The organism is Funiculus sociatus GB2-C1 (assembly GCF_039962115.1).
Taxonomy (GTDB): Bacteria; Cyanobacteriota; Cyanobacteriia; order Cyanobacteriales; family FACHB-T130; genus Funiculus; species Funiculus sociatus.
Genome location: NZ_JAMPKJ010000066.1, coordinates 1 through 14,700 on the forward strand (window position 1 = coordinate 1; position 14,700 = coordinate 14,700).

Sequence of the window (14,700 nt, forward strand, 5' to 3'; positions counted from 1 at the left end):
CTCGTTAAGCTGTTATCCAGGGCATAAGATAGCCAACACTCAAAGAACAGACGACTGTTCAACACTGGATAATCATTTTTTGGTAGTCTTCTGAGGATATCTTTGACAATCTTCGGGAAGGAATTTATAATCATTATCAATAGATATATTTAGATTGATAGTCCAAAATATAACAGATTTTGGGCTATTTTTATTGAGGCTTTCTTAACATTCAACATTACTGGTCTGGATGCTGTTAAACTTGTGCGCGAACAAGCGCAAAAAAAAGGGTTACAAATATTAGTATATATTGCGCCAAATATTACAACTTGCATAGCTGATAACCACCGCTTGGAACAGATTTTGGTAAACCTGCTGTCTAATGCAGTGAAATTTACAGAAGCTGGTTCAGTAACGCTTAAGGTAGAAAAAACCGCAGACACCATCTTATTTTCAGTGATTGACACTGGTATTGGGCTTAGCGAAGCCCAGCAAACTATCCTCTTTGAAGCGTTCCAGCAGCTAGATAGCGGACTGAATCGCCAATATGAAGGAACTGGTTTAGGTTTGGCTCTATGCCGCAAACTGGCATTACTACACGGTGGCGAAATTACAGTAAAGTCAAAACTCTTAAGCGTCTCCTGCTTTACATTACACCTGCCAATACAGCCCCTAGATTCATCAAAAACCACCCAAAATTCGCTACCGTAAAAAAGTAACTCTCATGCAGCATTCTCTTCCTGTGTGTAGTTTCTTGCCTGGAGCGGTTCAATTTTTTTTTTAACTAACCATGATTGATCAAAAACTTGAGCAACTGAAAACCTTATTTGCAGAAATGGAAATGGCTCTGATTGCCTATTCCGGAGGCGTCGATAGCACCTTAGTTGCCAAGATTGCACATGACGTTTTAGGCGATCGCGCCTTAGCCGTAACCGCCGTTTCTCCTTCTCTTCTTCCAGAAGAACTAGAAGATGCTCGTATCCAAGCAGCAGCAATTGGAATTGCCCATAAAGTCGTGCAAACTCACGAAATGGACAACCCCAACTACACCTCGAATCCTGTCAATCGCTGCTATTTCTGCAAAAGCGAACTGCACGACACCCTGAAACCGTTAGCCCTTGAACTCGGTTATCCCTACGTCGTGGATGGTGTCAACGCCGACGATTTAGGAGATTATAGACCAGGAATTCAGGCGGCGAAAGAACGAGGAGCGCGATCGCCCTTAGCAGAACTCACAATAAGCAAAGCCGAAGTACGACAAATCTCCAAACAATTAGGACTTTCCTGGTGGGATAAACCTGCCCAACCCTGTCTGAGTTCCCGCTTCCCCTACGGCGAAGAAATCACCGTCAGCAAACTGCAACGAGTCGGAAGAGCCGAAATTTATCTGCGTAAGCTAGGTTTATCTAATCTCCGAGTCCGTTCCGATGGCGATACGGCCAAAATTGAGTTATCACCAGAGCAAATCAAAGAATTTGTCTTAACCACTGATTTACCAACTCTAGTTTCTGCCTTTCAGGAATTCGGCTTTATCTACGTCACCCTCGATTTAGAAGGCTACCGCAGCGGCAAATTAAATCAAGTTTTGTTGCAGAAAGTTTAACGTCGTCAATGCGTCTTGAACCTCCCAAGCCGCTAAACCTAACTTTCTCTCGTTAAGAGTCAGAGACTCTTAACGAGAACTTGGCAGAACCTCTAGTTGTGAAGGTCGAGACTCTACCTTGAAGGGGAGCATTCCCAGTCTCTAGCTTTTAACAAGTCAAGGAAACTATTGGGTAGCTACTAAATAAAATCGCGCTAAAAAAACATATGGGATTAAAGCTTGAAAGTGTCATTCCTTGGGGACGTTCATTAAAAGAATACATTGGGATGTTTCATCTAACTCCTGACGACCTCCAGAGGACAATTCTTGATTGTGCTGGTGGCCCTGCCAGCTTTAATATTGAGATGACACGCCAAGGGTACAAAGTTATATCTTGCGATCCCGTCTATCAGTTTACCGCCAGTGAAATTCAACAGCGTATCCAAGAAACCTACCAAAAAGTTATAGACGGCGTTCAATCCAACCTCGACAGATACGTTTGGCAGAATATCCAGTCACCAGAAGAAATGGGAAAAATTCGGATGTCAGCCATGCAGCAATTTCTCGAAGACTTGCCCTTAGGCATTCAACAAAAGCGATACATACCCGCTGAATTACCTGTTTTGCCCTTCAACACCAATCAATTTGATTTAGCCTTGTGCGGTCATTTCTTATTCACCTATTCTGATTTTCTCTCACAAGACTTTCACATCAACTCAATTATCGAACTTTGCCGCGTTGCCAACGAAGTGCGAATTTTTCCCCTTTTGCATCTTTCTGGAGAAGCGTCACCAATGCTTTTGCCAGTTATGAAAGAATTAGAAGCACAAGGCTACAACGTGGAAATTAAACAAGTACCTTATGAATTTCAAAAAGGTGGCAACAAAATGTTGCGGGTATTGCAAAAAAATGAGGAGTGATGAGTGCGATACATCTGTAGGGACATGGCAATGCCATGTCCTAACCAAGGTGGGCTGAACACTGAACGTCAGAAGCGGGATATATTCCACCCAACTGAGAAACGCTATAGTTGTACGTTTGGTCTTTGAGAATTTAACCCAAAACGCATAGGTAAAATAAAATTCTTCAACAGCCATGCACTCTCGTGCGCTCTTAATCGACGCATAGGGGTGGCTCCCCAACTACGCTCAAAAAGCTTCAGGGCATTCTTCTGCTTGAAGAACGCCCTGATTCAAATCGATTCATTTATTCACAGGCTTTGGAAAGCCTTATTGAATTGTTACACCACTATCCAAAACGGACTCTAGCCGATTAATTGCAATAAACCTAGCTCAGTGAAGCATTGCTGCGGTCATAGGTGGCTCGGAAGCTGGGATGAGGCTGCCCTTGAATGTGGTTCCAGTATTCAGAGCCTTCAACATCCATACCAACTTCAGCTGCTGTGCGACCTAGCATGGACTGCTGACGGTTCTTGATGATGTGGTGATGACGCATCATGAGGGCGCGAGCTTGTTCTTGAGTAGACATACCAGGTTTCTCCGTGTTGCTTAAGTGATGTTTAAAGGTCTTTCTTTTCCCTTACCTATTCAATATAACAGAAAATTCTGTATCTAAATTTACAAAACGGGTTTTTAAACAAAAATTCACAAATAATCTTGGGATCAGGTAGCATCGCGATTCCGATTTTGCATAGCCGATACTGGTCGGCAGGCAAAGGCTGTAGAATTTGACGAACAACAGACAAATCTGAAACTACTACATCCTCCAAAAGTTTGATTTAATACTTCAGATAGGTAGGCTAAAGACATATATTGGGAAGACATCAACTCTGTAGCTCAGTCCAGAAGATATAACTGACTAGGAAATAAAAAAATGCTTACTTCGTGTCATATTCTCGTAGAGGGCAACCCTGTCATCATTTATGCCAGCCGGAATGGTAGCCCTAATAAGGTTTTACCGATTCTCAAGCGATTTCTAGATAAGTTTTGGCAAGAACGAGAAACCTGTGGAGAAAACAGCGATACACCTGAGTGCTTAGCGGCTCAGATTCTGGTGCGGTTCGGCTACGAGATGTGTGAAGACGATTTTTCTAACTTGCGAGTAGGAATGAAGTTCGCTCAGGATGTGGGATATATCTACTGTGTATCTTTGGATCGCAGTGTCAATGTCTGGGTTCCAGAAGCTTCCTATCGTAATAATCCCGCGCTGGGACTTAAAGCGTGTCGTCCAGACTCCGTCCTGAGCGCTTCCTAAGAAAGGCTTTTATGCGATCGCAATCCTCTTGAAAAGCTAAGCACAGCGATCGCCTCTGGCTTGAAACGAGATATGGCTAGGCTATAGTAAGTTGTGAGTCTCAAAAAAGGGCAAAAAAAGGCAAAAGAAAGAATCTTTCCTCTTTCTTCTGCCTTTTTCCCTTTTAAGCTGCTGCTTCGTCCCACACGCGGGCAAACTGGCTTTCAGTGATCCCTGGCACCGTCTGTACCCTTCCCGTTTCAATGTCGGCGTTTACAAAAGGCTTCTGGTTACTAATAAGAAGTAGTGGAAGTCTGGTTGATACGAGTCAAACTCAAGCTTGAAACCGCATCACAGACAAGCGCGAAAACAATTACCCTGTATAGATAGGGGTTAAAACTACCACAGTTTCAGCTTTAAGAGACAACCAGCCGATCTTAGTTTCAATGTTCTCCACAATTGCAGGTTATGTAATCGTATTAATTTACACAAATGATACTGTCTTCCCAGAGGGTGTCTAACCCCTCTCACAAAGATCCACTAAGAATATTGCGATCGCATTTTTTTTAAACAAAAATTGGTTAATATAACCAATGCCCTTTCACAGCGCTTTCGGGAGCAGTTATCAAATGAGTAATTGACAATGGGTAATTGGCAATTAATAATCCCCTCTACCCTGAGTTCCTCTCCCACTTAATCCTCATCACTTTGATAAGCAGGATAATTATCTAAACCAAAAAATACAAATAATATGTTTGACGCACTTGCTGAACGCCTAGAATCTGCCTGGAAAACACTACGGGGTCAGGACAAAATTTCCCAATCCAATATCCAAGATGCGCTGCGAGAAGTTCGTCGCGCATTGCTGGAAGGGGATGTCAATCTCCAGGTAGTCAAAAATTTTATCGCCGATGTCGAAGCCAAGGCTCAAGGTGCTGAGGTAATCTCAGGAGTCCGCCCCGACCAGCAGTTCATCAAAATTGTTTACGATGAGCTGGTGCAAGTAATGGGAGAAACCAATGTTCCCATCGCCTCAGCCGATAAGCCTCCCACCATCGTCTTGATGGCTGGCTTGCAGGGAACAGGTAAAACCACAGCTACGGCAAAGCTAGCTTTGTATCTCCGCAAGCAAAATCGCAGTACCTTACTGGTAGCAACAGATATCTATCGTCCCGCAGCCATTGACCAGCTCGTGACGTTGGGCAAACAGATTGACGTGCCAGTGTTTGAACTTGGTACAGACGCCAACCCAGTCGAAATTGCGCGGCAAGGTGTCGCACAAGCTAAGGCAGACGGTGTAGACACGGTAATTATTGACACTGCTGGTCGCCTCCAAATTGACCAAGACATGATGGCTGAATTAGCCAAAATCAAGCAAACCGTCCAGCCGCACGAAACATTGCTGGTGGTGGATGCCATGACCGGGCAAGAAGCAGCAAATCTCACCCGTACTTTCCACGAACAGATTGGCATTACTGGTGCCATCCTTACCAAGCTGGATGGGGACAGTCGTGGCGGTGCGGCACTTTCTGTAAGGCAGATTTCTGGACAGCCGATTAAATTTGTCGGCGTGGGTGAAAAGGTCGAAGCCCTGCAACCTTTTTATCCTGACCGGATGGCTTCCCGGATTTTGGGCATGGGAGACGTTATCGGCTTCGTGGAGAAAGCCCAAGAGGAAATCGACCTGGCAGATGCCGAGAAGATGCAGGAGAAAATGCTCTCGGCTAAGTTTGACTTTAGCGACTTCCTCAAGCAGATGCGGCTCTTGAAGAATATGGGATCTCTGGGGGGACTCCTCAAGATGATTCCGGGGATGAACAAGATTTCCGACGAACAGCTCAAGCAGGGAGAAACCCAGCTAAAGCGGACGGAAGCAATGATTAATTCCATGACCAAACAGGAGCGCACCAACCCAGATTTATTAGCCAAGTCTCCCAGTCGCCGTCGCCGGATTGCCCGTGGTGCTGGCTATCTAGAATCCGATGTGAGCAAGCTGGTAACTGATTTCACAAAAATGAGAACAGCCATGCAGCAAATGAGTATGGGCGGCTTCCCCGGTATGCCCGGAATGATGGGCGGCGGCATGGGCGGCATGGGCGGCGGTAATCAGCCTTCTCAACCCGGTTGGCGCGGCTACTCGGCAGGAAACCCAGGCAAGAAAAAGAAAAAGGAGAAGAAGAAGAAAGGCTTCGGCACTCTCTAAAAGTTAAAAATTAGCAGTTTCTCGTTAAGAGTCAGAGACTCTTAACGAGAGAAACAGAGAACGGGCGATGAATTATGAGTTATAATTGTAAGTTCAAAACTCGTTACTCATAAGTGGATCTGGCTAATAGCTTAAAATCCAATAAGGAGCATTCTTCATCAACATGGTCAAACTGAGATTAAAGCGATTCGGCAAAAAGCGGGAAGTTAGCTATCGGATTGTAGCGGTGCATAGCACCTCCCGCCGGGATGGTCGTCCCCTGGAAGAACTGGGCTTCTACAACCCCAGAACCGATGAAGTAAGGTTGGACGAGCCTGCCATAACCAAGCGACTCAAAGAAGGAGCGCAGCCCACAGAAACTGTGCGTCGGATTCTGCAAAAAGCTAATGTCCTTGAACAATCCCGTGCAAGAGCCACCACATGAGAACGGGTTGGGTAAACCAACTCCAACAATCAAACCAGTAGGAACGTCCCCTCGTGGGGGAGTACAACCGGATTATGCCGCTCTGGTGAATTTTTTGGTGCAGCCCTTTTTAGAGTCGCCAAAGTCGCTGAGCGTAGACTGTGAAATGTCACAAGGCAACACGCGAGCCTGGCTGAGGGTTGCCTTTGAAGGTGAGGATAAGGGACGAGTATTTGGTCGAGGGGGGCGCAATATTCAGGCAATTCGGACAGTAATTGAAGCGGCTGCCCTTGCTGCTGGACAATCTGTACATCTAGATATTTATGGAAGTCCGGCGCGATCGCTTGAAACTCCCCCGGAAAACCGAGAAGGCCCCAAGAAAGATCCACCCCGTCGCCCGTCTGCTCCAATACCTTCTTCCAAATCCCGCACCAATTAAAACTTGTCAAACGCTCAAGCGATCGCGTTTAGCTTTGATGGGGAGATGGGGAGATGAGCAGAACCTACTCATCTGTCAAAAGTAAAAGGGCAAAAGCAAAAAGAATATCCAATGTCTAAAGCTGGGGGATTGAATAACGATACTTCATCGTGGTTTTTTGACCGATATGAAGCAAAAAGTATCAAAACCTACAAGTTCTTTCTTTTGGCTTTTGCCTTTTAGATTACATGATTGCCTTTTTTTTGGGACGCCCAAGCTGGGAGCTGCAAAGCGATAAATCGGGCGTTCTTTCACATAAATATATAAATGATAGAGGCCTTTAAGACAGTACAACTACCGAGTACAAATAGTGCGATCGCCCTCGCGGGAGATCGGGAAGAAAACCTCAAAGCCCTAGCAAAGTCTACAGGTGCAACTATAGTGTTGCGCGGACAAGAACTGATAATTTCTGGAACCCAGCAACAAGTAGACCGTTGCTATGAGTTAGTGCGAAGCCTGAAACCGTTCTGGAAAGACGGAAAGCGGATCACCAAAGTCGATATCCGCACCGCCGCCTACGCCGTGGATACTGGACGCACTGACGAAATGCAAGCCATGCAAGAGGAAGTTCTAGCCCGAAACCGTCGCGGCGAAGAAATCCGCGCCAAAACTTTCCCCCAGTGGCAGTATATCCAGGCAGTACGCACCAACGACCTTACCTTCTGCATCGGGCCAGCAGGCACAGGCAAAACCTACCTAGCAGCAGTTTTAGCAGTTCAGGCGCTGCTTAGCGATCAGTACGAACGGCTCATCCTAACACGTCCAGCAGTAGAAGCAGGCGAAAAATTAGGATTTCTGCCTGGGGATTTACAGCAGAAAATCGATCCATTTCTGCGCCCCCTCTACGATGCCTTATATGAATTCATCGACGCAGAGAAAATTCCTAGTTTGATGGAACGCGGCGTTATCGAAGTCGCACCTCTAGCTTATATGCGCGGTCGTACCCTCAACAATTCTTTTGTGATTGTTGATGAAGCCCAGAACACCACACCAGCGCAGATGAAAATGGTTCTGACTCGCCTTGGTTTCCGTTCCCGGATGGTTGTTACAGGCGACATCACCCAGACAGATTTGCCTGGACATCAACAGTCAGGATTAGCTGTTGCTCAGAAAATCCTCCAGTCAGTTGAAGGTATTTCCTTCTGCTATCTCTCCAAAACTGATGTCATTCGCCATCCCTTAGTTGAGAGAATTGTATCAGCTTACGAACAGCACGAAGCAAAGTAATAGTCAATAGTTTGTTGCTACTGGCATTCAGCCCGAATTATCCTAAATGATTCGTGAAGGCCAGATCCCCGACTTCTCTAAGAAGTCGGGGATCTGAAGTGCTGGCTCACAACTCAAATAGAATTGCTATACAACTATTTTTAAGTGAACCGTATTGGGTCATAATCCGATTACCAAGGGTTGCCAATCATCGTAAAAGCCGCCCAGTAGTAAGGATGGGTAAACTGTTGATTTGAGAAATTTCCCAGAGTCGGTGGTAGAGGTATTTTCCCATCAGGACTAAGCAATTGGTTTTCCTCTACACGTAACTCCCCTTTTAACATCGCTACCTGCACCTGACGTAGCGCCTCCGCTTTGATTGGGGCTTTTTTTAATTCGTTGTAGAAGCCTGTCATTAATCCCAAAGTACCTTCATCGGACACATACCACAGACTTGCTAGCGCCGACTTCACTCCCGCCTGCACCGCCAACCCTGCAAAGCCCAACTCAGCTTCTTCATCCCCAATTGCCGTTCGACACGCACTCAGCACTAACAAATCCACTGGTGGGTTATTCCAGCCCATTTGTCCCAAACTATCCAATCTCAGCTGAGTGTCCCATAGCTGAATGTAAGAATTGCTAAGTGAGCCAGACTTAAATTCTGCATGGGTTGCCAGGTGTACAATCCCAAAAGGGCGTTCACCGCGTTGCGTCTTGAGATTACTTAGAGTAAAAGCTTCGTCTAGGAAAGATTTACCACTCCAGCAAGGGCGATCGCTACTTTCTTTGCCTGTACAGGTGATGAACGACAACTCCGCAGGTACAGCAGGTAAAGCCGGTTTGTTCTGAAATTTCGCCGCCCCCATCGCCAGAACTTCCGTATCTTTGATATTTCGGTAACGGGTATCGGTTAAGCTGAGACTGGGCATCAGACCGACGCTGTAGCGTTCTACGAGAAATTTTTGACCATCGTGGAGAGCAGCTAGGGGTACAGAACGCAGCCCCATATCCGTGATGAATACTAGATTCTGGATGCCTCGTGCTTTTAAATCTGCTTCCAAGGGGGCTATTAGCCACTGATAAAGTTGCTGACCCAGAGGAAGGTATTTCTGACGACTGCTTTGTACGTTGCTTACTTCGGTGCTGAAGGCAAGAGCAGTTTTGAGGACTTGCGATCGCATAGCTGAAGGTATTTTCTTACGAATCGGTTCCCCCTGACCCGTCACCAGAATCAATTCCAGCTGATCTTGGGAATTTTGGATTGTAGAAACGTTGCATCTAACGCCTCTACAATTTTCCTCCTCGGATGCAACGTTTGCAGGCAAAAATACAATATATATCAGCGCTGGTTTTACGCCTGTTGCTGCTTCAATATTACGAACTGTCTTCTGGGCATCTTCCAGATTTTTGATCGAGGTATCCTCAATACCCATGTAATTTTCAAACTGGTTGGTAAAAGCCTTCTCCAAGGCAGAAATACTAGAATTATCTAAAACTGGGCTGAGGTTATCAATGCTGGCGGATAGGGTTGGTAATGGCTGAAGTTGGAAGTCGAGGAACGTTGTTGCCGCCCTTGCATCTGGTGTAAAAGTAAGGATCTTAATATCGCCCTGAGTGTACGCACCGGAAAAAGATTGCTGCGGCTTTATCGTATCATTTCCACTGGTAATGGCCCCTGCTGTGCCGTTGACGCTGGCATCTCCGACGACAAAGGGAGTACCGACGAGTCCGCCAGCGTGTCGAATCGTGATGTCACCATTCCCTGCACCACCAGCAGTGGAAATGCTGGCTTGTGTACCATTTTGATCTGTGAAGGAGTCAGTCGCCCGGAAAAATCGCCCTGTGGTGATATCAACATCGCCCCCCTTGCCTTGGGTGCCACCTTGGGAGTTAATTGAGACAACCTGGATGTCATTTTCCGGATCGAGGGTGACATCGCCACCGTCTCCCACAGTTGCACTAGAGTTTATCGCGCCAGTCTGAATGCGCGAACGTGCAGAGACAGTAACTTTCCCACCACTACTCAATCCTGAAGATGTTAGATTACCGCTTTGTACGGCGTCTCTGGTGCTGGTGAGGGTAATTTTGCCGCCATCGCCTGAAGACGCACTAGAGTCTAGATTGCCAGTAATCACCTGGTTAAGAGCAGAAATGGTGATATCCCCGCCACGGGTTGTCCCTTTTGAAGTGAGATTTTCGGTTTCTACAGCACCGCGATCGCTGGTAAGCGTAATATTACCGCCAATTCCTGCTGTACTGGAATCAAGGGAGCCTGTAAGAATATCTCCGGTGGCTTGAAAGTCAATTTCTCCGCCATTCGTAGCGCTACTAGAGTTAATAGTGCCTTGCTTAGTGTCAATGGTTGCGCCTGCAAGAGTGATTTTGCCGCCCTCCGTCTGTAGTGTACCGGAAATAGCGATCGCGCCCGGACTCTTCAGCTCAAAATTTCCGCCCCCAGTGGTAACAGAACTCGACAAATTCGCATTACTGGCATTCAGGATAAAATCTCCGCCACTGGTGTTGATACTGTTTGGTAGCAAAATATTGCTTGGTTTAATATCATTTCCTACCACAGTATCTGCTCCCTGAGCGGTAATATTTCCAGTGAAATTTACCACCCCAAAAGTATCAATTGTCAAGGCACCGCCGCCAAGTCCGGCGATAGAACCAAAATTTAATTTGCCAGTGGTAATGTTGTTATTAGCAGAAAGCTTAATTTCGCCACCAGTGCCATTATCAGCATCAGCATCAAAATTTCCGCTGTTGATACTTCCCGTTTGGCTGCTGAGGGTAATATTACCCGCATTGCCAGAAACAACAGAGTAAGAAGATAGTTTATCTGTAGTAATGTCGCCAAAGGCTGAAAGCGCGATCGCTCCCCCATTTCCACCAGAAGCAGTTTTCAATTCTCCGGTTGTGTTAATTGCTCCCGCCGTGCTATTGACATTGATATTTCCTCCGGTGCCATTAACAGAGAAAGAGTCAACTTTTGCAGTGGTAATGTTGTTATTAGCAGCGAGTTCAATTTTCCCCCCATTGCCAGAAACGGAACTAGAATTTAACGCGCCTTGAGTATTAATTGCTCCTTGAGTGCTAATGAGATTAATCTCACCTGCATTGCCAGCACCAGTAGCAGCCGAATTTAAGTTTGTTGTAGTAATATCGCTAGTTGCGGAAAGTTGGATTTTTCCCCCATTTCCTAAAACCGAACTTGAATTTAACTCGTCTTGGCTGTTGATTTGTCCTTGATTACTGATAAAAATAATATCGCCTGCATTACCTGAAACAATAGCGGCAGAATTTACAGCACCAGAGGTAATGTCGCCAATGGCAGAAAGTTCAATTTTTCCCCCATCGCCAGTCAGACTGCTGGAATCTAAAGTAACTGCGTTAGTGTCAATTGTGTTCCCAGCAAGAGTAATATTACCGCCATCAGTATCTAAATTTTTTAAAATATTCAGTTCTTCCGAACTCTTGATAAAAATCTCGCCGCCAGAGGTAGCTAAAGTCTCTGTAGATAAATTTAAGTTAACTTCTTTAGGCGCAGCAATATCGCCAATAGAGATATCTGCACCATTGTTATTTAGATCACCGTTAATGTTAACGATACCAGCAGTGTTGATATTCAAAGGGTTATCTACACTACTAGACAAATTGGAACCGAAGGTAATAGCGTCTGTAGTGATGTCACCTGTGTTGGAAAAAAGTGCGATCGCGCCTGCATTTCCCCCAGTACCAGTAGCCTTAACATAAGCTTGTACAAGATTGGTGGTTATATTACCATTAGTAGCATTCAGCGTAATATTACCAGCATTCCCCGCATTTCCAGAAGCAGTTTCAGCATTAGTTTGCAAAGCGTTTTTTATATTAATATCGCCATTAGTAGTTGTAAGAATTGCATCACCACCATTCCCAGCATTGCCAGTACCAGCAACGCGAGAAGCACTTTGCAGCAACCCATTTACGGTAATACCATTAGCAGCATTGAGAATGACAGCAGCACCATTACCAGCATTGCCCGAACCAGAAGAAATACTAGAGTAGGATCTAAGATTAGTGGTAGTAATGCTACCATTATTTGCTGTTAGTTGAATTTTTCCAGCATTACCAGCGGTTCCCGCATTAACTTCTGCTCTGGAGAACATATCTCCTGTGGTAATATTGCCATTACTGGTTGTAAAAGTAATGTCTCCTGCTGTTCCCCCTCCTTGAGTGCTAGATTCTACAAAGTTAGCATTAATACCGTTAGCAGCAGTGAGAGCGATCGCGCCTGCATTGCCACTAACAGAGTTAGACAATAATTGCAGAGAATCGATACTTCCCTGCGTACTTGTCACCTTAATTTCACCGCCAGTACCAGCTGTAGAAGCTGAGTTTAGTTGAGCAATAGTAATATCATTTTGTGCAGATACATCAATCTTGCCAGCTAACCCTGTGGAAGTGCTGGATACCAGCGAACCACCACTACTCATCAAAATGCTGCCATTGCTACTGTTAACGGTAATATCTCCCCCATTAACAGGTGCATTCGCCAGAATTTGGTTTGTATTTATATCAATATCGCCAGCAGCTTGTAGAGTAATATCACCTCCGTTACCAGTTCCTAAATTACCAGATGCTTGAATAAAACCTCCGAGTTGAATGCCCCCTCCGCTAGTAATGCGAACTTCCCCACCGGTCGCACCGGACAGCGAACGGGAATCAATGGTATTTGTAAGAACGTTGCCAGCCGCTTGAATAGTAACTACACCGCCATTCGCGCTGACCGACGAAGAGGAAGAATTTATAACGCCAGTATTAACAGTACCGTTTGTAGAATTGATGGTAATTTCTCCGCCAGCACCATTGCTACTGCTTGACTGAAGAATAGCTGAACTGGTATCAATAGAGCCGTTGACACTGTTAAGGCGAATAACTCCGCCTCCTATAGCTGAAGAAGTGAAAATATTTTGAGTGACAATTATATCTTTTCCAGCACTCAAATCTATAGAACCACCTGCTGTGCTAATACCTCTGTTGATGCGAATATCTCTACCTGCTTGAAAAGTAATTGACTCACCTAATGTTTGATTGGTAAACACTATCGGTGAAGTAAAAGGTTGCACGATAATATCGCGTTGTGCTTGCAGAAAAATATTGCCAGTCAGAGCAGTTAGGGCCGTATCATCAATTTGGAAATCAGTAACACCACCATCAATAAAAACAATTTGGCTGTCCGCTACTTCGGCATTATTATCAGGGTTTGAGTCATCAGGCTCAATAATAATATCTCTGGGATCGAGGAGTATTGTCCCATCTTTGCCCTTAATTGCAGAGACATTCACCCCACCGTTAAAATCTAGAAACTCTTTACCAGAGACTTCAACAAAGCCACCGTCACCAAAGTTAGCACCGCCACGAGCGCTGATATTGCCATAAAATCTAGTAACGTTATCAGACCATACAATAACGCGCCCACCATTACCATTGTTGTCAGCGTTGGCATTAATCAGCGAGTCGCGACTGACGTAAGTTCCAGAGGCATTCGGTACTGTACCTTTACCCTGATAATCGCCGCCAATTAGCACATTTCCGCCGCCATTAGTTCCAGAGGCGTTGATATTGGCACCAATTAACCCTACCTTGTCGCCCAAAACTTGTATTGTGCCACCAGTTGCACCAGATACATTTATAGTGCCAGATGCGATCGCTATCCCCCCTGCTTCTGGCACTTGAACGCCAGAACCCGTCAGCCGCACTTCTCCATTACTATTAACCGTCAATCCCGTAGCATTCCCTAAACCAGAACCCGTCAGCAGCTGGGGTAAAGATAAAGGATTAGGATTCCCTGCCCCTAACCCCCCGTCCCCAGCCCCCACCTCCAAACTCAGCAGATGTCCAGCTTGAGAGAGGCGCACCATATTTTCACCAGGCACCCCGGCTACGGTGATATTACCTCCCGGTGCCGACAACTGCCCGGTATTAACTACAGTGCCGCCTAATAAAGTTAAACTCTGTCCTGAATTAACACCCAATTGACCTGCATTGACAATTGCTCCCGGCTGTGAAACCGAAAAAGCAAAGGTGCTGGGTGTCCCGACTAAAGCAGCGTAGTTATTCGCCCCAACAGCCTTAAACCAATTGTCACCAAAACCAATACCAGTGGCGGTGATAGCGGTAAAAGATGCAGGCACGTTTAGCTGGGCATTGGCACCAAAAACTATGCCTGCTGGGTTCATCAGGAATAAGTTGGAGTTGCCGCCAGTAACTTGAATAAGACCATTAATAATCGAAGGATTGCCGCCGCTGACACGCCCCAAGATATTTTGAATAGATGGATGAGAGAGAAAATTGGCAATGTGGTTTTGACTCAGACCGAATTGGGTGAAACTGTGGAAGAGGTTCGCCCCATCCTGGGAGAGAGTGCCGCCAGTAATGTCGAAGCGAACCGAAGGTTCTCCTAAAAGGACATCGCCATTGGGTGTACTAACTGTGCCTGTCCCGTCTGTAGCTGGGATAATAGACTGGGCCTGTGCTGATATTGGTAACAGCATTCCTAGTAGCAGGGCGGGTATTGCCCACCGAATGCGATCGCCTTCAGCATTCTTCTCATTCCCTGTCAAAAACTGGAAATGGGACAAGAGAGGCTTTGGCTCCTTTTGTTGAGAATGATGCAA

10 protein-coding genes and 1 pseudogene are annotated in these 14,700 nt (G+C 45.8%); 8 read left to right on the forward strand and 3 right to left on the reverse strand.

Annotated elements, in window-relative coordinates:
* Positions 1–134: pseudogene (locus NDI42_RS23265) on the reverse strand (IS4 family transposase); the annotation flags it as partial.
* Between the two features lie 109 nt (positions 135–243).
* Here NDI42_RS23265 and NDI42_RS23270 point away from each other — a divergent pair.
* From NDI42_RS23270 to NDI42_RS23280, 3 genes are all read left to right on the forward strand, one after another.
* Positions 244–690, forward strand: coding sequence for an ATP-binding protein (locus NDI42_RS23270; protein WP_313930710.1), 447 nt, complete (start codon positions 244–246; stop codon positions 688–690).
* 79 nt (positions 691–769) lie between these two features.
* A complete protein-coding gene (gene larE, locus NDI42_RS23275) occupies positions 770–1,582 on the forward strand; it encodes an ATP-dependent sacrificial sulfur transferase LarE (protein ID WP_190435328.1) in 813 nt (270 codons plus the stop codon).
* A gap of 206 nt (positions 1,583–1,788) precedes the next feature.
* On the forward strand, positions 1,789–2,481 hold the full coding sequence (locus NDI42_RS23280) for an SAM-dependent methyltransferase (RefSeq protein ID WP_190451744.1): 693 nt from the start codon (positions 1,789–1,791) through the stop codon (positions 2,479–2,481).
* 367 nt (positions 2,482–2,848) lie between these two features.
* On the opposite strand, the gene gifA is transcribed toward NDI42_RS23280, so the two are convergent.
* The gene (gifA, locus tag NDI42_RS23285; RefSeq protein WP_190451745.1) at positions 2,849–3,049 is read right to left on the reverse strand and encodes a glutamine synthetase inactivation factor IF7A; all 201 of its coding nucleotides are present in this window, start codon (positions 3,047–3,049) and stop codon (positions 2,849–2,851) included.
* 345 nt (positions 3,050–3,394) lie between these two features.
* On the opposite strand from gifA, the gene NDI42_RS23290 reads away from it, so the two are divergent.
* The 5 genes from NDI42_RS23290 to NDI42_RS23310 all read left to right on the forward strand — a co-directional run bounded on the left by NDI42_RS23290 (position 3,395) and on the right by NDI42_RS23310 (position 8,065).
* Positions 3,395–3,775 (forward strand): histidine kinase, encoded by a 381-nt coding sequence (locus tag NDI42_RS23290; RefSeq protein ID WP_190419207.1) that lies wholly within the window; start codon positions 3,395–3,397, stop codon positions 3,773–3,775.
* A gap of 730 nt (positions 3,776–4,505) precedes the next feature.
* Positions 4,506–5,957 (forward strand): signal recognition particle protein, encoded by a 1,452-nt coding sequence (ffh, locus tag NDI42_RS23295; protein WP_190419209.1) that lies wholly within the window; start codon positions 4,506–4,508, stop codon positions 5,955–5,957.
* 163 nt (positions 5,958–6,120) lie between these two features.
* On the forward strand, positions 6,121–6,381 hold the full coding sequence (gene rpsP / locus NDI42_RS23300; protein ID WP_190451747.1) for a 30S ribosomal protein S16: 261 nt from the start codon (positions 6,121–6,123) through the stop codon (positions 6,379–6,381).
* Entirely contained in the window at positions 6,344–6,799 is a 456-nt protein-coding gene (locus NDI42_RS23305; RefSeq protein ID WP_190451749.1) for a KH domain-containing protein, read from the forward strand. Before rpsP ends, NDI42_RS23305 begins: the two co-directional genes overlap by 38 nt.
* A gap of 306 nt (positions 6,800–7,105) precedes the next feature.
* Positions 7,106–8,065 (forward strand): PhoH family protein, encoded by a 960-nt coding sequence (locus NDI42_RS23310; protein ID WP_190451751.1) that lies wholly within the window; start codon positions 7,106–7,108, stop codon positions 8,063–8,065.
* Positions 8,066–8,235: 170 nt separating this feature from the next.
* On the opposite strand, the gene NDI42_RS23315 is transcribed toward NDI42_RS23310, so the two are convergent.
* Positions 8,236–14,577 (reverse strand): CHAT domain-containing protein, encoded by a 6,342-nt coding sequence (locus NDI42_RS23315; RefSeq protein WP_431191439.1) that lies wholly within the window; start codon positions 14,575–14,577, stop codon positions 8,236–8,238.
* Positions 14,578–14,700: the final 123 nt, after the last annotated feature.